At 72.6% G+C, this 19,445-nt stretch carries 17 protein-coding genes; 4 read left to right on the forward strand and 13 right to left on the reverse strand.

Annotation, left to right across the window (positions count from 1 at the left end; genetic code table 11):
• Positions 1-9: 9 nt before the first annotated feature.
• Positions 10-3,666 (forward strand): indolepyruvate ferredoxin oxidoreductase family protein, encoded by a 3,657-nt coding sequence (locus tag D466_RS0109015; RefSeq protein ID WP_018913387.1) that lies wholly within the window; start codon positions 10-12, stop codon positions 3,664-3,666.
• 15 nt (positions 3,667-3,681) lie between these two features.
• Here D466_RS0109015 and D466_RS0109020 read toward each other — a convergent pair whose 3' ends face one another.
• The 10 genes from D466_RS0109020 to D466_RS0109060 form a co-directional block, all read right to left on the reverse strand.
• A complete protein-coding gene (locus tag D466_RS0109020; RefSeq protein ID WP_018913388.1) occupies positions 3,682-4,746 on the reverse strand; it encodes a GNAT family N-acetyltransferase in 1,065 nt (354 codons plus the stop codon).
• A complete protein-coding gene (locus D466_RS0109025; protein ID WP_018913389.1) occupies positions 4,739-5,653 on the reverse strand; it encodes a class I SAM-dependent methyltransferase in 915 nt (304 codons plus the stop codon). Before D466_RS0109025 ends, D466_RS0109020 begins: the two co-directional genes overlap by 8 nt.
• Positions 5,650-6,633, reverse strand: a complete 984-nt coding sequence (nadE, locus tag D466_RS0109030; RefSeq protein ID WP_018913390.1) for an NAD(+) synthase — start codon at positions 6,631-6,633, stop codon at positions 5,650-5,652. Before nadE ends, D466_RS0109025 begins: the two co-directional genes overlap by 4 nt.
• A gap of 8 nt (positions 6,634-6,641) precedes the next feature.
• Positions 6,642-6,908, reverse strand: coding sequence for an acyl carrier protein (locus tag D466_RS0109035; protein WP_196803455.1), 267 nt, complete (start codon positions 6,906-6,908; stop codon positions 6,642-6,644).
• Positions 6,909-6,947: 39 nt separating this feature from the next.
• Positions 6,948-8,492, reverse strand: a complete 1,545-nt coding sequence (locus D466_RS0109040; RefSeq protein WP_018913392.1) for a class I adenylate-forming enzyme family protein — start codon at positions 8,490-8,492, stop codon at positions 6,948-6,950.
• 43 nt (positions 8,493-8,535) lie between these two features.
• Complete coding sequence (locus D466_RS24765) at positions 8,536-9,180, reverse strand: asparagine synthase C-terminal domain-containing protein (protein ID WP_018913393.1); 645 nt, start codon at positions 9,178-9,180, stop codon at positions 8,536-8,538.
• A 90-nt stretch (positions 9,181-9,270) separates the two neighbouring features.
• Positions 9,271-10,488: an asparagine synthase (glutamine-hydrolyzing) gene (gene asnB / locus D466_RS24770; RefSeq protein WP_018913394.1), complete on the reverse strand. Its 1,218-nt coding sequence runs from the start codon at positions 10,486-10,488 to the stop codon at positions 9,271-9,273.
• Between the two features lie 15 nt (positions 10,489-10,503).
• On the reverse strand, positions 10,504-11,307 hold the full coding sequence (locus D466_RS0109050) for an SDR family NAD(P)-dependent oxidoreductase (RefSeq protein ID WP_018913395.1): 804 nt from the start codon (positions 11,305-11,307) through the stop codon (positions 10,504-10,506).
• A gap of 102 nt (positions 11,308-11,409) precedes the next feature.
• On the reverse strand, positions 11,410-12,291 hold the full coding sequence (locus D466_RS0109055) for an O-acetylserine/cysteine exporter (protein WP_018913396.1): 882 nt from the start codon (positions 12,289-12,291) through the stop codon (positions 11,410-11,412).
• Positions 12,292-12,300: 9 nt separating this feature from the next.
• Complete coding sequence (locus tag D466_RS0109060) at positions 12,301-13,122, reverse strand: exodeoxyribonuclease III (RefSeq protein WP_018913397.1); 822 nt, start codon at positions 13,120-13,122, stop codon at positions 12,301-12,303.
• 169 nt (positions 13,123-13,291) lie between these two features.
• On the opposite strand from D466_RS0109060, the gene D466_RS0109065 reads away from it, so the two are divergent.
• The gene (locus tag D466_RS0109065; RefSeq protein WP_018913398.1) at positions 13,292-13,939 is read left to right on the forward strand and encodes a hypothetical protein; all 648 of its coding nucleotides are present in this window, start codon (positions 13,292-13,294) and stop codon (positions 13,937-13,939) included.
• Between the two features lie 59 nt (positions 13,940-13,998).
• Here the strand turns inward: D466_RS0109065 and gatB are convergent, their stop codons facing one another.
• From gatB to gatC, 3 genes are read right to left on the reverse strand one after another with little or no spacing between them, the layout of a single operon-like run.
• Entirely contained in the window at positions 13,999-15,453 is a 1,455-nt protein-coding gene (gene gatB, locus D466_RS0109070; protein ID WP_018913399.1) for an Asp-tRNA(Asn)/Glu-tRNA(Gln) amidotransferase subunit GatB, read from the reverse strand.
• Between the two features lie 42 nt (positions 15,454-15,495).
• Positions 15,496-16,983 carry an Asp-tRNA(Asn)/Glu-tRNA(Gln) amidotransferase subunit GatA gene (gatA, locus tag D466_RS0109075; RefSeq protein WP_018913400.1) on the reverse strand — a complete coding sequence of 496 codons (1,488 nt, stop codon included), beginning with the start codon at positions 16,981-16,983 and terminating at the stop codon, positions 15,496-15,498.
• On the reverse strand, positions 16,980-17,288 hold the full coding sequence (gene gatC, locus D466_RS0109080; RefSeq protein WP_018913401.1) for an Asp-tRNA(Asn)/Glu-tRNA(Gln) amidotransferase subunit GatC: 309 nt from the start codon (positions 17,286-17,288) through the stop codon (positions 16,980-16,982). Before gatC ends, gatA begins: the two co-directional genes overlap by 4 nt.
• A gap of 163 nt (positions 17,289-17,451) precedes the next feature.
• Between gatC and D466_RS0109085 the strand changes: the two genes are divergently transcribed.
• Together D466_RS0109085 and mreC are read left to right on the forward strand one after the other, a co-directional pair.
• On the forward strand, positions 17,452-18,495 hold the full coding sequence (locus D466_RS0109085) for a rod shape-determining protein (RefSeq protein ID WP_018913402.1): 1,044 nt from the start codon (positions 17,452-17,454) through the stop codon (positions 18,493-18,495).
• 39 nt (positions 18,496-18,534) lie between these two features.
• Positions 18,535-19,437, forward strand: coding sequence for a rod shape-determining protein MreC (gene mreC / locus D466_RS0109090; protein WP_018913403.1), 903 nt, complete (start codon positions 18,535-18,537; stop codon positions 19,435-19,437).
• Positions 19,438-19,445: the final 8 nt, after the last annotated feature.

Here is a 19,445-nt window from a genome sequence, read left to right on the forward strand (position 1 = left end):
GAGGCCGCCATGTCCACCGTCCTGCCCGCATCCACCGCTGCCGCTGCCGCCGCCGCCGCCGCCGATTCCGCTGCGTCCGCAGCCTCCCCGTCCACCCCCCCGCCCTCCGACCCGCCGCTGCGCGGCGACTACCAGTTGCGCGACGCGCTGCTGGCCTCGCGCGGGCGGGTGCTGCTCACCGGCACGCAGGCCCTGGTGCGCCTGCTGCTGATGCAGCGCGCCAGCGACGCCGAGCAGGGCCTGGACACGCGCGGCTTCGTCAGCGGCTACCGCGGCTCGCCGCTGGGCTTGGTGGACCAGGAACTGTGGCGCGCCAGCAAGGAACTGGAGGCCGCCGGCGTGCGTTTCGTGCCCGGGGTCAACGAGGAACTCGCGGCCACCCAGGTGCTGGGCACGCAGCGCGTGGAGACCGACCCCGAACGCACCGCCGCCGGGGTGTTCGCCATGTGGTACGGCAAGGGCCCGGGCGTGGACCGCGCCGGCGACGCGCTGCGCCATGGCAACGCCTACGGCGCCTCGCCGCACGGCGGCGTGCTCGTGGTGGCGGGGGACGACCACGGCTGCGTGTCCTCCTCGTTCCCCCACCAGAGCGACCTCGTGCTGCAGGGCATGGGCATGCCGGTGGTGGCGCCGTCCAGCGTGGCCGAGTACCTGGAGTTCGGGCTGTACGGCTGGGCGCTGTCGCGCTACTGCGGCGCCTGGGTGGGCATGACAGCCCTGTCCGAGGTGGTGGAAAGCCGCGCCAGCGTCGACCTGGACCTGCTGCGGGCGCGCCGCGTGGCCTGGCTGGACGCGGCCGCGGTGGCGGCCGCCACCGGACACCAGGCCCCGGCCGACGGGCTGCACTACCGCTGGCCCGACCTGCCCTCGCTGCGCATCGAGACCCGCCTGGCCGACAAGCTGCAGGCGGCGCGCGCCTTCGCGCGGGTCAACAGCATCGACCGCGAGCTCATCCGCAGCGAGCACGCGCGCGTGGGCATCGTCACCTGCGGCAAGGCGCACCAGGACCTGATGGAAGCGCTGCGCCGCCTGGAGATCAGCCCGCGCATGCTGGCCGAGGCCGGCGTGCGCCTGTACAAGGTCGGGCTGTCCTTCCCGCTGGAGTCGACGCGCGCGCTGGAATTCGCGCGCGGCCTGGAAGAACTGCTGGTGGTGGAGGAGAAGGCGCCGGTGGTGGAGAGCCAGCTGCGCGAGCTGCTGTACAACCAGCCGGCCGAAAGCCGCCCGGCGATCATCGGCAAGCACGACCGCGACGGCCGCCCGCTGGTGGGCGCCACCGGCGAGCTGCGGCCCTCGCGCCTGATCGAGCTGCTGGCCGACTGGCTGGTGCGCCACTTCCCCGACCAGGCCACCTTCAACGACCACCGGCGCCACGTGCGCGACTTCCTGCCCGCGCAACTGCCGCCCAGCCCGGTCGACGCGCTGCGGCGCATCCCCTACTTCTGCGCCGGCTGCCCGCACAACACGTCCACGCGGGTGCCCGAGGGCTCCAGCGCGCGCGCCGGCATCGGCTGCCATTTCATGGCCAGCTGGATGGACCGCGACACCGAGGGCCTGATCCAGATGGGCGGCGAGGGCGTGGACTGGGTGTCCCACTCCATGTTCACACGCGCGCCGCACGTGTTCCAGAACCTGGGCGACGGCACCTACTACCACTCGGGCTACCTGGCGATCCGCCAGGCCGTGGCCGCGGGTTCGCGCATGACCTACAAGATCCTGTTCAACGACGCGGTGGCGATGACCGGCGGCCAGCCGGTGGACGGCCCCCTCAGCGTCGACGCCATCGCGCGCCAGGTGGAAAGCGAGGGCGTGCGCTGCGTGGCCGTGGTGTCGGAGAACGTGGCCGCGTACCGCGCCATGCAGGGGCGCTTCCCGCCGGGCACGCGCTTTCATCACCGCGACGAGCTCGACGCCGTGCAGCGCGAGCTGCGCGAGATGGAGGGCGTCACCGTGCTCATCTTCGAGCAGACCTGCGCGGCCGAGCTGCGCCGCCGGCGCAAGAAGGGGCTGGCGCCCGAGCGCACGCAGCGCCTGTTCATCAACGAGCTGGTCTGCGAAGGCTGCGGCGACTGCTCGGTGCAGAGCAACTGCGTGGCCGTGCAGCCGCTGGAGACGCCGCTGGGGCGCAAGCGGCGCATCGACCAGACCGCCTGCAACAAGGACTACTCCTGCGCCAAGGGCTTCTGCCCGAGTTTCGTCAGTGTCGAGGGCGCCAGCCTGAAGCGCCGCCTGGGCCTGCAGGCGCAGGCGGCCGAGCAGCTGCTGGCGCGCGCCGCCGCCCTCCCCCAGCCCGCGCCCCATGTCTGGGACGCGCCCTACGACCTGATGGTCACCGGCGTGGGCGGCACCGGCGTGGTCACGGTGGGCGCGCTGGTGGCCATGGCCGCGCATCTGCAGGACTACCACGCCAGCGTGCTGGACTTCATGGGCTTCGCGCAAAAGGGCGGCGCCGTGCTGTCCTTCGTGCGCCTGGCCGACCGCGCCGAGCGGCTGCACCAGGTGCGCATCGACGCCCAGCAGGCCGACGCCATGCTGGCCTGCGACCTGGTCACCGCGGCCAGCGCCGAAGCGCTGCAGACCGTGCGCCACGGGCGCACCCGCATCCTGGTCAACGAACACGCGGCGCCCACCGCGCACGCGGTGCTCGACCGCGACGCGCCGTGGCCGGCCGAGCAGCTGCTGGCCAAGCTGCGCGGAGCCGCCGGGGCCGAATACGTGCGCACGCTGGACGCCCAGGCCTGGGCCGAGGAATTCCTGGGCGACACCACCGCGGCCAACGTGCTGGCGCTGGGCCACGCCTGGCAGCTGGGCCTGGTTCCGGTCAGCGCGCAGGCGCTGGAGCGCGCCATCGAGCTCAACGGCGTGGCGGTGCAGGCCAACCGCATCGCCTTCGCGCTGGGCCGCCTGTCGGCCGCCGACCCGGCGGGCTGCCGCGAACTCCTGCAGCAGCCGCAGCCGGCCCCCGCCGAGGCGCCCGACCTGCTGCGCACGGCCATGGAGCATCTGCGCGCCTGGCAGGACGAGGCCTGGGCGCAGCGCTTCGCGCGCCGCGTGGAAGCCGTGCGCCGCCGCGAGGCCGAGCTGAGCGGTGACGGCCGCCTGGCCGAGGCCGCGGCGCGCAGCCTGCTGCGCCTGATGAGCTACAAGGACGAATACGAGGTGGCGCGCCTGTACACCGACGGGCGCTTCGCGCAGGCCCTGGCCGAGCAGTTCGAAGGCGGAGCCCGCCTGCGACTGCACCTGGCCCCGCCCTGGCTGGCGCGCCCGCGCGCGGGCGCGGCGCCGCGCAAGCTGCGCGTGGGCGCCTGGGTGCTGGGCCCGCTCAAGCTGCTGGCGCGCGCGCGGCGCCTGCGCGGCACCTGGCTGGACCCCTTCGGCCACGGCGCCGAGCGGCGCATGGAGCGCGAGCTGATCACCGAGTTCGAGCAGCTGCTCGACGAGATGCTGCCCCAGCTCGACGCCTCCAGGCTGGAGCTCGGCATCGCGCTGGCCTCGCTGCCGCAGCAGATCCGCGGCTTCGGCCACGTCAAGCTCGCCGCCGTGCAGTCCGCGCGCCTGCGGCGCGACGAACTGCTTCACCGCCTCGACCCGCTGCGCTACGCGCGCCCGGCGCAGGCGCCGCAGGCCGGGCAGCTGCGCGGCATCGCCATCAGCGTACAGCGCTGAACGGCCGCGCCGGCTTCACTCGTCGGAGTCGGCGCCGGTCAGGTACCAGCTGGCCTGCGCCAGCGGCGCCGGCGTGCCGGGCGCCAGCGCGAGGATCATGGGCTGCGCGCCGGCCTCGCGCAGGCGCAAGCCGGCCGCGCGCAGCCCGGCCAGCAGCCACGGCGGGCCGCCGCATTGCATCGAAAGGCTGCGCAGCCCCTGCGCCTGGGCCTTGCGCGCGGCCAGGCGCAGCAGCTGCGCGGCCAGCCGGGCCGAAGGCTGCTGCACCAGCAGGTCGCGCACGTGCATCGCGGCGCCCTCGATCTCGCAGGCGGCGTAGCCGGCCAGGCGCCCCGAACGCGCATCGGCCAGCACGACGAAGCGCGTGCGGTGCCAGGCGCGCGGCTCGAAACGCCAGCGCAGAAAGGCCAGGTCGCGCCGGCCCAGCACGCAATCTCCCAGGGATGCGCGGGCGCGGGCCCAGAGCTCGTCGAAGCGCGCATCCGGGCCTTCCAGCCACTGCTCCTGCAAGGAACGGCCGGCGCTCAGCAGCCCCGCCGCGTGGCGCAGCGAGAAGACCGCGTCCAGCCCGGCGCCCACGGCCCGGCGCAACACCAGGGGCCAGCCGGCCGGAAGGTAGGCCTCGCTGCGCAACGCCCGCGCGTGCCGGCCCATGCCGGGCAGCACCTGGTAGCCGGCGCGCCGAACCACCGGCAGCGACTTGGCGTTCGGGAAGCCGTACAACAGCTCGTGGCGCGCCAGGCCCTGCTCCAGCGCGGCGCGCTGCAGCAGCAAGGCGGGGTACAGCGTGCGGTGGTGGCGGTCCACCGCGAAGTCGCCCATCAGCGCGGCGTCCAGTTCGCGGCCCTGCCAGCCCAGGTGCCGGCCGCCCAGGCCGGTGACGCCGACCACCCGCTGATCGTGCACCAGCAGCAGCAGGCGCGGCTGGCCCGCGGGGTTGCGCAGGTAGAACCAGTCCAGCTTGAGCGGCCTGCGTTCGGCGTAGCCCAGGGCCTGGCTCCACAGCTCGACGACCGCCGCGGCCTGCTCGGGCAGGCGCGCCGGCTCCACGAGATAGCCCGAGGCCGGGGCCTCAGCCACCTGGCGCCTCCGCCGCGCGGCGCGCCAGCAGCACGCGCTCGTGGCCCTGCGCGTCGAGCACCGCGCGCACCTCGTCGTAGCGGCGCTCGCGGCGCGCCAGCTGCAGCATGGCGGGGCCCTGGCCCAGGCCTACCTCGACGCACAGCCAGCCTCCGGCGCGCAGCAGGCCCGGGGCCTGGCGCAGCAGGCGCATCAGGATGCCCACCCCGAAGGCGCCGCCGTCGAAGGCCATCGCCGGCTCGAAGCCGATGATCTCACGGGGCATGGAGTCCAGGCGCGCGCTGGAAATGTAGGGCGGCGCCGAGATCAGCAAGTCCACCGCGCCGGCCCAGTCGGCGCCCTCGAAGGGCGCCAGCAGGTCGCCCTCGTGCCACTGCACGCGCGCATCCAGGCCCAGCAGCGCGGCGTTCTCGCGCGCCAGCTCCAGCGCCTGCGCCGACAGGTCGGCGCCGTGCACCCGTGCCGAGGGCAGCGCGCGCGACATGGCCAGCGCCAGGTTGCCGCTGCCGCAGCACACGTCGATGCAGCAGGGCGCGTCGCCGGCGGCTTCCAGCAGCAAGGCGCGCGCCGCCTCGCCCAGCATTTCCGTCTCGCGCCGCGGGATCAAAGCGCTGGGACGGGCCAGCAGCTCCAGGTCCATGAAGCGCTGGCGCTCCAGCAGGTAGGCCAGCGGCTCACCGGCCAGGCGGCGCGCCACCAGCGCGTCCAGGCGCTCCAGCCCGGCGGCGTCCAGCTCCGGCGGCTCCTGCAGTTGCGCCGCCTGCACCGACAGCTGCAGCCCCGCGGCGCGGCACCACAGCGCGCGCAACGCCGACTCGGGCGTCTCCTCGGGCTTGTCGGGAAGGGTCTGCAGCGAAGCCTGCAGGCGTTGCAGAAGCTGCCCGGAATGCGCGCCGCCGAAGTTCACGCCTGCGTCTCCTGCTCGCCGCCCTCGAGGCGCAGCGCCGGCCAGTGCAGGTAGGCCGTGCCGCGCCGCTTGGCGTCGATGTCGGAGTACACATGGCGCGCCTGCGCCGCGTCGATGCCCAGCGCGCCGGCCAGCTGCTCCGGCGCCACGCCGTGGTCGCGCGCCCACAGCGCCAGGTCCATCTGCGGCCAGGCGAGCGCGAAATAGAACTCGTCCTGCCCCTGCGCCAGGCTGTAGGTGTCGGTGGTGGGCTGGGCCTCGCAGACCTCGCGCGGCAGGCCGAGGTGGCGCGCCAGCGCGTACACCTGGGTCTTGTACAGGTGGGCGATGGGCTTGAGGTCGGCCGCGCCGTCGCCGTTCTTGACGAAAAAGCCCTGGTCGAACTCCAGCCGGTTGGGGGTCCCCAGCACCGCGTAGTTCAAGGCGTCGGCGTGGTGGTATTCGAGGTTCTTGCGTACGCGCTGCTTGAAATTGGTGGCCGCCACGATGCGCAGGTAGGCCTGCAGCGGCAGGCGGCGGCGCCGCAGCTGGCCTTGCGGATCCTGCACCACCAGGTCGAAGAAGTGCACGCGGCCGGCCGCGCCCTCGGCGATGGCCAGCTTGCTTTTCCAGCCGGGGCCGTAGTCGGGGAACAGCTCGCGGATGGCCTGGTCGCGCCGCTCGTAGCAGCCCAGGCCCTCCAGCGCCGGCGTGATGTCCTCGTGCAGGCAGCGCAGCCCGAGTTCGCGCGCCACCTGCTCGCCCAGGCGCGTCGACGCCGCGCCCGATTCGCGCTCGGGCATGAGCAGCGCGACCACCCGCTGCGCTCCCAGCGCGCGCGCCGCGAGAGCCGCGCACACCGAACTGTCGACCCCGCCGGACAGGCCCAGCACGAGGCCGCGCCGGTGCATGCGCGCCAGCGAGGCGCGCAGGAATTCCCCGATGCGACCGAGCTCCGCGTCGCAGTCGAGTTCCAGCACCCGCGGGGACAGTTCCTGCACGGCGCGCCTCAGGCCGGCTGCCCGGTCTCGCGCTTGCGCTGCACGAAGGCGGCGATCGCGTCCAGGGAGTCCAGGTTCTCGGGCACCATCTCGGCGTCGAGCACGCGCACGCCGAAGGACTCCTCCAGGTACAGGATCAGCTCCAGGATTCCCGTGGAATCCACGATGTGTCGGTCGAGCAGCGAGTCGGCGTCGCCGAACTCCAGGTCCTGCGCGCCCATGAGGAAATTCTCGCGGATGTAGCCGCGCACCTGCTGCTGGATGGTCGTGGCCATCGTCATGCCCCCCGTGGTTGCATCCCCGCGCCGCCGTCCTCAGAGCAGCGAGGCGCGGCGCACTTTTCCATTGTCCGTCTGCGGCAGCTCGGGAACGAATTCCACCTGCCGCGGCACCATGAAACTCTCCAGGCGCGCCTGGCAGTGCCGCAGCACCGCGCGCTGGTCCAGCACCTGTCCGGGCGCGAGCACCACGAAGGCCTTGATCGCCTCGCCCAGCAGTTCGTCGGGCACGCCGACCACCGCCGCCTGCTGCACGCCGGCCAACTCGTGCAGCACGTTCTCCACCTCGCGCGGGCTGACCTTCTCGCCGCGGCTCTTGATGATGTCGTCCTTGCGCGCGACGAAATACAGCCAGCCTTCCTCGTCGCTGCGGAACACGTCGCCGGTGTACAGCACCATCTCTCCCGGCAGCGGCCCCGGGCGCAGGCGCTCGGCGCTGGCCTGCGGCTGCTTCCAGTAGCCGCGCATGACGTGGCTGCCGCGCACCACCAGCTCGCCGGTGCTGCCGTGCGGCAGGCGCCGGCCCTGCTCGTCGACCAGCCACAGTTCCTCGTTGGGCATGCCGCGGCCCACGCTTTGCGGGCGGATGTCCAGCTGCTCGGGCGGCAGGTAGCTCACGCGCTTGCATTCGGTGAGCCCGTACATGGAAAACAAGGTGGCCTGCGGGAAAGCGTCGCGGATGCGTCGGATATGCGACACCGGAAGCGCCGCCGCGGTGTTGGTCACCAGGCGCAGGCTGCGCAGATCGAAGCTGGACAGGTCCATGCCCAGCAGCATGGCGAACATGGTCGGCACGCCGGCGAACACGGTGGCGCCCTCGCGCGCCATGTCCTGCAGCACGCGCGCCGGATAGGTGAAGGAGCGCTCCAGCAGCACCGTGGCTCCCAGCGCGAAGGCCATCAGCACCTGGTACAGGCCGTAGTCGAAGGCCAGCGGGAGCGCGCAGGTGATCACGTCGTGCTCGTGCAGCCCCAGGTAGCCGCTGACCGACCCCAGTGCGCTGAGCATGTTGCGGTGGCTGAGCATCACGCCCTTGGGCCTGCCGGTGGAGCCGGAGGTGTAGAGGATGGCCGCCAGGTCCTGGTCGATGGTCGCGCCTTCGTCCGGGGCCCGCGCCTGCGCGCCCTCGGCTGCCGGCGGGTAGGCGAGCTGCCCGGGCAGCGCCTGGGCCGGCGCCGGGTAGCCGTCGTCGGCCAGCCAGCAGTTGCGCACGCCCGGCGCCAGGGCCAGCGCCTGCCGCGCCACCTCGGCCAGCGCGTGCTGCGTGACCAGCGCCGCGGCCTCGGCGTCGGCCAGCACGTAGGCCAGCTTGTCGGCCTTGGTCAGGGTGTTCACCGGCATGAACACGGCGCCGATGCGCAGCACCGCGTAGAGGGCCGCGACCATGTGCTCGGAGTTGTCCAGGAACAGCGCCACGCGGTCGCCGCGGCCGATGCCCTGGGCGCGCAGGCTGGCAGCCAACGCGGCGCTCAGCCCGTCGATGTCGGCGTAGCTGCTGCGGCGACCCTCGCGCACCAGCGCGGTCTTGTCCGGAATGCGCCGCACCTGCGTCTCGAAAGTCTGGTGCAGCAGATGGGCCATGGGATCGGGAACCGGGTGGGTGCGACCGGCGAGTGTACGGAATTCAGGCGCCGGGGTCCTCCCGGCTTCGCGGGGGGCGGCCCAGCACGAACTGCCGGTGCAGCAGCATGGTGGACAGCACGCCGACGAAGGCCATGTTGTCCGCGAAGCCGATGGCGCGCCCGGCCCGGCATTTGGCGAGCAGGCGCGCCACGCCCGCCGCGTCGAAATAGCCCGCAGCCTTCAGCGACTCCGCGCTGAGCAGTTCGGCCACCCAGTCCAGCTCGGCGCCGTTGTCGAAAAAACACCGGCTGTCCGGCGCGCGGTAGGGCTGCTTGGAGCGCGAGAGCACGGATTCGGGCAGCAGCCCGCGCATCGCGCGCTTGAGCAGCCACTTCTCGTTCAGCCCCATGAGCTTGTAGCGGGCGGGCAGGCGCGCCGCGAACTCGATCAGGTGATGGTCGAGGAATGGGAAACGCCCTTCCACCGCGTGCGCCATGGCCATGCGGTCTCCCTGCGTGCACAGCAGGTACTGCGACAACAGCGTGGTGGACTCGATGTACTGGTCCTGCTGCAGCGGGCCCCAGGCGCCGAACGCGGCCGGCAGGCCGCGCGCCAGATCGCCGGCCACGTCGCGGCCCCGCAGGGTGTCGCGCAGCTCGGGGGAGAACAACTGCCAGCAACGCTGGGTGGTGCTCCAGCGGGTCATGTGCCCGTAGCCGGGGCGGCCGAGCTGCTCCGGGTCGGCGCGGAAGAAGCCGCGCGCCAGCGCGGCGCTGGCGGTCGGCGAGTGGGCGAGCTAGGGATACAGGCGCCCCAGCAGGCTGGCACGCCAGGCGGACTGTGGTGCGCGCGCCATGAAGCGCCGCACCCGCGCTTCCTTGAACAGGTCGTAGCCCCCCAGCACCTCGTCAGCCCCCTCCCCGGTGAGCACGACTTTGAAGCCGGCGGCGTGCACCTGCCGCGCCAGCAGCATCAGCGGCACCGGGGCGGTGCGCAGCATCGGGGCCTCGGCATGCCAGACCGCCTGCGCGAAGGCCTGCGCGATGTCGCGGTCGCTGCAGCGCCAGGACTCGTGCTCGCAGCCGAGCTCGCGCACCAGCTGCTGCTGCTGTTCGCCTTCGTCGAACTCGGGATCGTCGAAACGGATGGAGAAGGTGCGCAGATGCCGCGCGCCGCCGCGCCTGGCCAGCGCCGCCACCGCCGCCGAATCCAGCCCGCCGCTGAGGTAGGCGCCCACGGGAACGTCGGCACGCAGGCGCTGGTCCACGCTGGCTTGCAGGCGTTGCAGCAGTTCCTGCGCGCATGCGTCCGCGTCGAAATCCCGCGCCGGGTCCTCGCGCCGCGGAAAACTCCAGTCCCAGTAGCGCCAGGCGCGCTCGCCCTGTTCGTCCACGGCCAGGCAGCTGCCGGGCTCCAGGCTGCGCACCCCCTCGAAGGGGCTGTGCCCGGCCAGCGGCCCCCAGGTGGTGAACACCTCCGCCAGCACCTGCGGATCCAGGCGCGGGCTCCACCCCGGCATGGCCGCCAGCGCCTTGACCTCGGAGGCGAAACCCAGGCGCGAACCGTCGCGGCGCAGGAACAGCGGGCGAATTCCCGTGCGGTCCCGGGACAGCAGCAGGCGCCGCCGGCGTGCGTCCCACAGCGCGAAGGCGAACTGGCCGTCCAGGCGCTCGGGCAAGGCGTCGCCCCAGGCCTCGTAGCCGTGCACCAGCACCTCGGTGTCGCAATGGGTGGCGAACACATGGCCCAGGGCCAGCAGCTGGCGCCGCAGCTCCGCGTGGTTGTAGATCTCGCCGTTGAAACTCACCCACACGCTGGCGTCCTCGTTGCCCATCGGCTGGGCGCCCGCGTTCGGGTCGATCACCGCCAGGCGGGTATGCCCGAGCACGGCGGGGCCGCAGGCGCGCACGCCCCGGCCGTCGGGCCCGCGGTGATGCAGCGCGCGCACCATGGCCCCGACCACCTCGGCCGAGGGCGCCTGGCGGAAATCGAGCAGGCCGGCGACGCCGCACATGAGGCGGGACGCCGCTCAGTAATGAATGCTGCGCGGCGCGCCGCCGCCCACGGCGATGGCGTCGCCGTTGATCGCGCGCGAACGCGGCGAGCACAGGAAGGCCACCACGTCGGCCACCTCGGAAGCGTCCACCAGGTGGCGGATGGAGTTCTGGGCGGCCATCTCCTGCTCGATCACCTCGGGTTCGACGCCGCGCGCCTTCGCCTTCGCCGCCACCAGCGCGGGCGTGCGCTCGGTGCGCGTGGTGCCGGGGTGCACCACCGAGCTCTGGATGCCGAAGCGGCCGAGTTCATCGGCCATGTTCTTGGTCAGCGCGGACACCGCGACATTGCGCACGCTGCCCACCGCGTGCCCGGTCTGGCGCGCGCCCAGGCCGCTGACGTTGACGATGCGCCCCCAGCCGCGCTCGCGCATGCCCGGAACCACCGCCTGCGCGCAGCGCAGGTAGCCCATGACCTTGGTGTCCACCTCGCCCAGCAGGTAGTCGGCGCGGATCTGCTCGATGGTCGGCGGCGCCGCGAAGCCTGAAGGCTCGGCAGCGGCGTTGACCAGGATGTCGATGCCGCCGCCGAGCAGGCGCTCGGCCTCGCGCACCGCCGCGAGCACCTGCTGCTCGTCCGTGGTGTCGGCGCGTACCGCCACCACCGTGGCGGCGCATTGCGCGGCCAGTTCGGCGGCCGCCTCGCGCAGCGCCGGCTCCTGGCGCGCCAGCAGCGCCACCAGCGCGCCTTCCTGCGCCAGCGCCCGCGCCACGGCCTTGCCGATGCCCCGGCTGCCGCCGGTGACCAGCGCGCGCTTTCCCGAAAGTTGCAGATCCATGCCGCTGTCTCCAGTGTTCAGGCTGCGATTGTGCCCTTTGCGATTGTGCCCGTTACGGCCGCGCCCGCCGCGACTGCGCCGGCAACGGCGTGCCGGCCCTGCTCAGGCGCGCTGCGCCAGCAGCCGGTGGCGCAGCGAAGGGATCTGGTTCAGCGCCAGGCCGCCCACCACCATGGCGGCGGCGGCGAGCTTCCAGGCCTGCAGCGGCTCGTGCAGCACCAGCGCGGCGGTGAGCATCCCGCTCACCGGCACCAGCAGCGTGAACGGCGCGATCTGCGCAGCGGGATAGCGGCGCATCAGCATGGCCCACAGGCCGAAGCCGAACAGCGTGGCGGGGTAGGCCTGGAAGCCCACCACCAGCCAGGACATCGCGTCCATGTCGCGCAGCGCGCGCAGGTCCGTGCCGGCGCCCTCGAGCAGCACCGACAGCAGCAGCAGCGGAGGCACCGCGTACAGGCTGGCCCAGGACGCCAGCGCCACCGCGTTGACCGGGCCCAGGCGGCGCGCCATCACGTTGGCCACCGCCCACGACGCGGCGGCGACGATCAGCAGCAACAGGCCGACCAGCGAGGTGCGCTGCTGCAGGTTCCAGGCCACCACGCCCATGCCGGCCAGCGCGATCGCCCCGCCGAGCAGTTGTACCGGGCGCGCCTTCTCGCGCAGCAGGGCCCAGGCCAGCGCGATGGTGAAAAAGGCCTGCAGCTGCATGACGATCGACGCCAGGCCGGCCGCCATGCCCAGTTTCAGGCCCGTCATGAGCAGGCCGAACAGCACCGCGAACTGCGCGATCCCCCACGCGGCCACGCGCCACCAGGGCAGCGCCGGCCGGCGCACCAGCAACACCACGGGAAAGGCGGTGAAGGCAAAGCGCAGGGCACAGAACAGCAGCGGCGGCAGGCCGCGCAGCCCCAGCTTCATGACGACGAAGTTGCTGCCCCAGATGACCACCGTCAGCAGGGCCAGCAGCAGATCGCGGATTCGCATGCGGCGCCTTCAGAACGACAGTTCGTAATCGATGGACAGCGGCGCGTGGTCGGAAAAGCGCTGGTCGACGTAGATGCTCTCGCTGCCGCGGCGCGCCAGCGCCGCCACCCCCGGCGTGGCCAGGTGGTAGTCGATGCGCCAGCCGACGTTGCGCGCGCGCGCCTGGCCGCGGTTGCTCCACCAGGTGTACTGGTCGGGCTGTGCGTTGAGCGCGCGGAATACGTCCACCCAGCCCAGGTCGTCGATGACGTGGCTCATCCAGGCGCGCTCCTCGGGCAGGAAGCCGCTGTTCTTCAGGTTGCCCTTCCAGTTCTTCAGGTCGATTTCCTTGTGCGCGATGTTCACGTCGCCGCACAGGATCACCTCGCCCTGCGACTGCAGTTCACGCATGTGCTGCTCGAAGGCCTGCAGGAAGCGGAACTTGGCCTGCTGGCGCAGCTCGCTGCTGGACCCGGAGGGAAAGTACACCGACACCAGGGCCAGGCGCCGGCCGCCGGCCAGGCGGTAGCGCGCCTCCAGGTAACGCCCCTCGGCGTCGAACTCGGGACTGCCGAAGCCCACGCGCACATCCTCGGGCTCCATGCGGTAGTACAGCCCCACGCCGCTGTAGCCCGGGCGCTCGGCATGGTGGAAGGCCCCGCGCAGCCCGCCCAGGCCGCGCATGGCGTCGCTCAGGTCGGCCGGCGTCACCCGGATCTCCTGCAGGCACAGCCAGTCGGGGCGCGCCTGCTCCAGCAACCAGGGCCCCAGCCCCTTGGTGACCGCGCTGCGCAGGCCGTTGGCGTTCAGGGTGGTGACGCGCAGCGCGGGCGCGGGGGAAGCTCGAGACATGGCGAAGACGTGGGGCGGTTGGATAGACTTGCGGCGTGGCGCGGCGGCGCGCGACGTATGCAGATTTGCGCATGCGGACCCGCGATTGTGCGCCCGGGCGCAAAATTCTGTCGGGGATCGCCGCTGCCGTTCCGATCGCCGGCGAACCGAGTCACGAGGGAATGCACCGATGCAAAGCCAAGCAGTTCGCAGCCGCGCCTCCTGGGCCGTGTGGGCGGCGCTTTGCGCCTGCCTGCCCGCCGAGGCGCAGGCCACGGTGTTCCTGTGCCATGACGGACGCGGCGGCACCGTCACCACCGATCACCTGGGCTCCGACTGCCTGCAGTACGGGGGCAAGGAACTCAACCCCGACGGCAGCGTGCGCCGCCTGATCCTCACCCAGCAGCAGCAGGCGCAGCAGGAGCAGGCGCAGCAGCGCGAACAGGCCGAACGCGATCGCCAGCTGCGGCGCCAGCGCGAGGAGCGCGCGCTGCTGGCCCGCTACCCGGACGAGGCCTCGCTGCAGTCGGCCCACGCCGCCGACCTGCACAGCGTGCAGGCCCTGATCGACGCGGCGCGCCAGCGCCTGAAGGTGCTCGAGCGCGAACGTCACGACAACGCGCTGGACGCGCAGTTCTACCCCAACGGCAACTACCCCGCCGACCTGCGCTCGCGCATGCAGATCAACCAGACCCAGCGCGCGGAGGAACAGCAGATGATCATCGCGCAGCAGCGCGAGATCCTCCGCGTCGACCAGCGCTACCAGGAACTGCTGGCGCGCCTGCGCCCGCTGTGGGCGCGCCAGCGCGCCACCGGGGACGACGCCCCGGCGAAATGAGCCCCGGCTGAAGCTGCCGGGGCCTCGGCCCCCGCGGGCCGGGCCGAAGCGACCGGGCTTCAGCCCTCGATAGCCGCGCGCAGCGCCTCGCCGACCTGCTGCGGGTTGGCGCGCCCGCCGGTGGCCTTCATCACCTGGCCCACCAGCGCGTTCAGCGCCTTGGCCTTGCCGGCGCGGAATTCCTCGACGTTCTTCGGGTTCGCCGCCAGCACCACCGCCACCGCGCCGGCGATGGCCGAGGCGTCGCTGATCTGGCGCAGCCCGCGCGCGTCGATGATGGCGTCCACGCCGCGCTCGCCCTGCCACAACGCCGCGAACACCTCGCGCGCGGTCTTGCCCGACAGCGTGCCGTCGGCCTGGCGCGCGATCAGCGCCGCCAGCTCGGCCGCGGGCAGCGGGCAGACCGCCATGTCGAGCTCGTCGCGGTTGAGAGCCGCGGCCAGTTCGCCCATGATCCAGTTGGCGGCCGGCTTGGCCGCCGCCCCGGCATCCAGGCAGGCCTCGAAATAGCCGGCGTGCGCGCGACTCTGGGTCAGGTAGGCGGCGTCGGCCGCGCTCAGGCCGTGCTGGCGCTCGAAGCGCGAGGCCATCTGCGCGGGCAGCTCGGGAAGCTGCGCACGCACGCGCTCCACCCAGGCCGGCTCGATGAGCAGCGGCGGCAGGTCGGGGTCGGGGAAGTAGCGGTAGTCGTGCGAGTCCTCCTTGGTGCGCATCGTGCGCGTCTCGCCCCGGTCGGGGTCGAACAGGCGGGTCTCCTGGCGCACCGTGCCGCCGTCCTCGATCAGCTCGGCCTGGCGCCGCGCCTCGAACTCGATGGCGCGCTCCAGAAAGCGGAAGCTGTTGAGGTTCTTGATCTCGCAGCGCGTTCCGAGCTGCGCGCCGGGCCGGCGTACCGAGACGTTGGCGTCGCAGCGGAAGGAGCCTTCCTGCAGGTTGCCGTCGCAGATGTCCAGCCACATCACCAGCGCGTGCAGCGCGCGCGCATAGGCCGCCGCCTCCGAGGGGCTGCGCAGCACCGGCTCGCTGACGATTTCCAGCAGCGGCGTGCCGGCGCGGTTCAGGTCGATGCCGGTGGCGTCCTGGCCGCCCCAGTCCACGCCGTGCACCGACTTGCCGGCGTCTTCCTCCAGGTGCGCGCGCGTGAGCTGCACCTCGCGCGCTTCGCCGTCGGCCACGTAGGGCACCTTGCCGCCCTGCACGACGGGAATCTCGAACTGGCTGATCTGGTAGCCCTTGGGCAGGTCCGGGTAGAAGTAGTTCTTGCGCGCGAACACCGACAGGGGCGCCACCACCGCGCCCACCGCGAGCCCGAAACGGATCGCGCGCTCGACGGCGCCGCGATTGGCCACCGGCAGCGTGCCGGGCAGCGCCAGGTCGACCTCGCTGGCCAGCATGTTGGGCTCGCGCCCGAAGAGGTTGGGCGCGTCGGAGAACATCTTCGACGCGGTGGACAGCTGGACGTGGGTCTCCAGCCCGATGACGACTTCCCAGCCGGGAAGGGCGAATGAGGACATGGTGCTCGCTCGGAACTCGCGGGAAGGAAAGGGGCCGCGCCCTCAAAGGGCCGGCGCGCGCCGGTGCCAGTCGCTCACCTGCTGCAGCTGGTGCGCGGCGTGCAGCAGCCGCGCCTCGCCGAAATGCGGCGCCACCAGCTGCAGGCCCACCGGGCGCCGCGCGTGCTCGCCGCGGCCGAAGCCGGCCGGCACGCTCATCGCCGGCAGCCCGGCCAGGCTGGCCGGCAGTGTGTGCAGGTCGGCCAGGTAGCTGGCCAGCGGATCGGTCTGCTCGCCCAGGTTCCACGCCACCGTGGGCGCCACCGGCCCGGCGATGAGGTCGCAGGACTCGAAGGCGGCGAGGAAATCCTGCGCGATCAGGCGGCGGATCTTCTGCGCCTGCAGGTAATAGGCGTCGTAGTAGCCGTGGGACAGCACGTAGGTGCCGATCAGGATGCGCCGCTTGACCTCCGGCCCGAAACCCTCGGCCCGGCTGTTGGCGTACATCTGCGCCAGGTCCGCGTACTGCTCGGCGCGGTGGCCGTAGCGCACGCCGTCGAAGCGCGAGAGGTTGCTCGAGGCCTCGGCCGGCGCCAGGATGTAGTACGCCGCGACCGACAGGTCGCTGCGCGGCAGCGCGATGTCCACCAGTTGCGCGCCCAGGCCGCGCAACTGCTCCAGCGCCTCGCGCACCGCCTGCTCGACCTCCCCGGACAGGCCCTGCGCGAACCACTCGCGCGGCAGGCCGATGCGCAGCCCGGCCAGCGGGCGCGCGGCGTCGGCGCCCTCGCGCGGTGCGTCCAGCGCGGCCGTGTAGTCGGGCACCGGGTGCTGCACGCTGGTCGAGTCGCGCGGGTCGAAACCGGCCATCGCGCCCAGCACCAGCGCGCAATCCCAGGCGCTGCGCGCCATCGCGCCGGCCTGGTCGAGGCTGGAGGCGTAGGCGATCATGCCGTAACGCGAGCACACCCCGTAGGTGGGCTTGATGCCGGTGATGCCGCAGAATGCCGCCGGCTGGCGGATCGAGCCCCCGGTATCGCTGCCGGTGGCCGCCGGCACCAGGCGCGCCGCCACGGCGGCGGCCGAGCCGCCGGAGGAGCCGCCGGGCACGGCGCCGGCGTCCCAGGGGTTGCGCACCGCGCCGAAGGCCGAGTTCTCGTTGGCCGAGCCCATCGCGAACTCGTCCATGTTGGTCTTGCCCAGGCACACCGCGCCGGCCTCGCGCAGCCGCACCACCACGGTGGCGTCGAAGGGGCTGCGGTAGCCCGCCAACATGCGCGAGCCGGCGGTGGAGGGCATGTCGCGGGTGACGAACACGTCCTTGTGCGCCAGCGGCAGGCCCAGCAGCGGCGCCGCCGAGCCCGAGGCGCGAGCGGCGTCGGCCTCGCGCGCGGCCGTCAGCGCGGCGTCGGCGTCCACATGGACGAAGGCGCCCAGGCCCGCGTGGCGCTCGATGCGCGCCAGGTGGTGGCGCACCAGTTCCTCGCTGGACACGCTGCCGTCGCGCAGCGCCTGCAACTGGCCGCGCAGGTCTTGTTCGGCGAGGCTCATTCCACCACCCTCGGCACGATGAACAGACCGTCCTGCGCGGCGGCGGCATTGGCCAGGGCCGCCTCGCGCAGCCGGGCCTCGGGGGGACGCGCCTCGTCCTCGCGCAGGCGCAGGGGCATTTCGTGCAGCACGGCCAGCGGATGGGCCAGCGGCTCCACGCCGGAGGTGTCGACCGCGCGCATCGGTTCCACCACCTCGGTGAAAAAGGCGTTGATCTGTTCGAGCATCGCGGCCTGTTCGGCCGCGTCCAGGTTCAGCCGGGCAAGGCTTGCGATGCGCTGGATGTCGCTGGGTTGCAGGGGCATGGCCGGTTTGGACGCGTCCGCGGCGTTTCGCGCGGAGCAGGCAAAAGAGGCCATTGTACGGCCCGTCATCCAGTAACATGTCTGGATTCCCGGTGCTTGATTTGCCGCGTCGAGCCGCCGGATCCGTTGCTTTTTACCGACGTATTGGGACGCCCATTTCGCCATGTTCGGACTCTTCCGCCGATATTTCTCCACCGATCTGGCCATCGATCTCGGGACCGCCAACACGCTGATCTACGTACGCGGCAAGGGCATCGTGCTCGACGAGCCCTCGGTGGTCGCCATCCGCCACGAGGGCGGGCCCCATGGCAAGAAAACCATCCAGGCCGTGGGCCGCGAGGCCAAGGCCATGCTGGGCCGCGTGCCCGGCAACATCGAGGCCATCCGCCCGATGAAGGACGGCGTGATCGCGGACTTCACGGTCACCGAGCAGATGCTCAAGCAGTTCATTAAGATGGTCCACGAGACCACGCTGTTCAAGCCCTCTCCCCGCATCATCATCTGCGTGCCCTGCGGCTCCACCCAGGTGGAGCGCCGCGCCATCCGCGAATCGGCGCTCGGCGCCGGCGCCAGCGAGGTGTACCTGATCGAGGAACCGATGGCCGCGGCCATCGGCTCCGGCCTGCCGGTCAGCGAGGCCAGCGGCTCGATGGTGGTGGACATCGGCGGCGGCACCACCGAGGTGGGGGTGATCTCGCTGGGCGGCATGGTCTACAAGGGCAGCGTGCGCGTGGGTGGCGACAAGTTCGACGAGGCCATCCTCAACTACATCCGGCGCAACTACGGCATGCTGGTGGGCGAGCCCACGGCGGAGGCGATCAAGAAGGAGATCGGCTCGGCCTTCCCGGGCTCCGAGGTGCGCGAGATGGAAGTCAAGGGCCGCAACCTTTCGGAAGGCGTGCCGCGCAGTTTCACGATTTCCAGCAATGAGATCCTGGAGGCGCTGACCGACCCGATCAACCATATCGTCTCGGCGGTCAAGAACGCGCTGGAGCAGACGCCGCCCGAACTCGGCGCCGACATCGCCGAGCGCGGCATGATGCTCACCGGCGGCGGCGCGCTGCTGCGCGACCTGGACCGGCTGCTGGCCGAGGAGACCGGCCTGCCCGTGCTGGTCGCCGAGGACCCGCTGACCTGCGTGGCGCGCGGCTGCGGCATGGCCCTGGAGCGCATGGACCGCCTGGGCACGATTTTCACCTCGGAGTAAGACTCGCGCGGGGCACGCCCCGCGCGCGCGCATCACGCGATGGCCTTCGCAACCCTGGAGCGCTCCCCGCCGCCGTTTTTCCGGCAAGGGCCGTCGGCCGCCGCCCGGCTGGTGTTCTACGCGGCGCTGTCGCTGCTGGCCATGGCGCTGGACGCGCGCTGGCACCTGCTGGGGCCGCTGCGCCTGGGCATCGACGTGGCCGTCGCCCCCGTGGTGGAGGTGGCGCGCAGCCCCTGGCTGGCCTGGCAGGCGCTGGCCGGCCACACCGAATCCCTGGAGCGCGCGCAGTCCGAACTGGCGCTGGCGCGCCAGCGCAACCTGGAACTGGCGCTGACGGCGCAGCGCGAAGCCGACCTGGAACGCCAGAACGCGCAATTGCGCCAGTTGCTGCAGTTGCGCGCGGCGGTGCCGGTGCACGCGTCGGCCGCGCAGATCGTCGCGCAGGCGCGCGACCCCTTCTCGCGCAAGCTGCTGCTGGACCGCGGCGCCACCGCCGGCATCGAGCCCGGCTCTCCGGTCATCGACGCCCACGGCTTGCTGGGCCAGGTGACCATGCTGTCGCCGCTGGGCGCGCAGGTCACGCTGATCACCGACCGCGACTCCGCCGTGCCGGTGGAAGTGGCCCGCAACCGCGCGCGCGGCGTGCTGGTGGGCGACGCCGGAACCACCACCGGCGGGCTGCAACTGCTGTGGCAGGCCAACGACGGCGACCTGCGCCCGGGCGACGTGCTGGTGACCAGCGGCCTCGACGGGGTCTACCCCGCGGGCCTGGCCGTGGCGCGCATCGACAAGGTCCGGCGCGAGCCCGATTCGGCCTTCGCCCGCGTGCTGTGCACCCCGCTGGCCCATGTGGACGCCGGGCGCTACGTGCTGGTGCTCACCCCGCAGCGCCCGCTGGAGCCGGCGCCGAAGCCGCCCACGCCGGCGGCGCGCCGCCGATGAACGCCACG

It is taken from the genome of Thiomonas sp. FB-6 (assembly GCF_000377645.1).
In the GTDB taxonomy this organism is placed as follows: Bacteria; Pseudomonadota; Gammaproteobacteria; order Burkholderiales; family Burkholderiaceae_C; genus Thiomonas_A.

Excerpts from the sequence above, each read along its gene's own strand:
- D466_RS0109035 (WP_196803455.1), bottom strand. The coding sequence starts at position 6,908 with ATGGCCACGACCATCCAGCAGCAGGTGCGCGGCTACATCCGCGAGAAT.
- D466_RS0109060 (WP_018913397.1), bottom strand. The coding sequence starts at position 13,122 with ATGTCTCGAGCTTCCCCCGCGCCCGCGCTGCGCGTCACCACCCTGAAC.
- gatA (WP_018913400.1), bottom strand. The coding sequence starts at position 16,983 with ATGAGCCTCGCCGAACAAGACCTGCGCGGCCAGTTGCAGGCGCTGCGC.
- gatC (WP_018913401.1), bottom strand. The coding sequence starts at position 17,288 with ATGCCCCTGCAACCCAGCGACATCCAGCGCATCGCAAGCCTTGCCCGG.
- D466_RS0109065 (WP_018913398.1), top strand. The coding sequence starts at position 13,292 with ATGCAAAGCCAAGCAGTTCGCAGCCGCGCCTCCTGGGCCGTGTGGGCG.
- gatB (WP_018913399.1), bottom strand. The coding sequence starts at position 15,453 with ATGTCCTCATTCGCCCTTCCCGGCTGGGAAGTCGTCATCGGGCTGGAG.
- mreC (WP_018913403.1), top strand. The coding sequence starts at position 18,535 with ATGGCCTTCGCAACCCTGGAGCGCTCCCCGCCGCCGTTTTTCCGGCAA.
- D466_RS0109040 (WP_018913392.1), bottom strand. The coding sequence starts at position 8,492 with ATGGCCCATCTGCTGCACCAGACTTTCGAGACGCAGGTGCGGCGCATT.
- D466_RS0109015 (WP_018913387.1), top strand. The coding sequence starts at position 10 with ATGTCCACCGTCCTGCCCGCATCCACCGCTGCCGCTGCCGCCGCCGCC.
- D466_RS0109050 (WP_018913395.1), bottom strand. The coding sequence starts at position 11,307 with ATGGATCTGCAACTTTCGGGAAAGCGCGCGCTGGTCACCGGCGGCAGC.
- asnB (WP_018913394.1), bottom strand. The coding sequence starts at position 10,488 with ATGTGCGGCGTCGCCGGCCTGCTCGATTTCCGCCAGGCGCCCTCGGCC.
- D466_RS0109085 (WP_018913402.1), top strand. The coding sequence starts at position 17,452 with ATGTTCGGACTCTTCCGCCGATATTTCTCCACCGATCTGGCCATCGAT.
- D466_RS0109055 (WP_018913396.1), bottom strand. The coding sequence starts at position 12,291 with ATGCGAATCCGCGATCTGCTGCTGGCCCTGCTGACGGTGGTCATCTGG.
- D466_RS24765 (WP_018913393.1), bottom strand. The coding sequence starts at position 9,180 with ATGACCCGCTGGAGCACCACCCAGCGTTGCTGGCAGTTGTTCTCCCCC.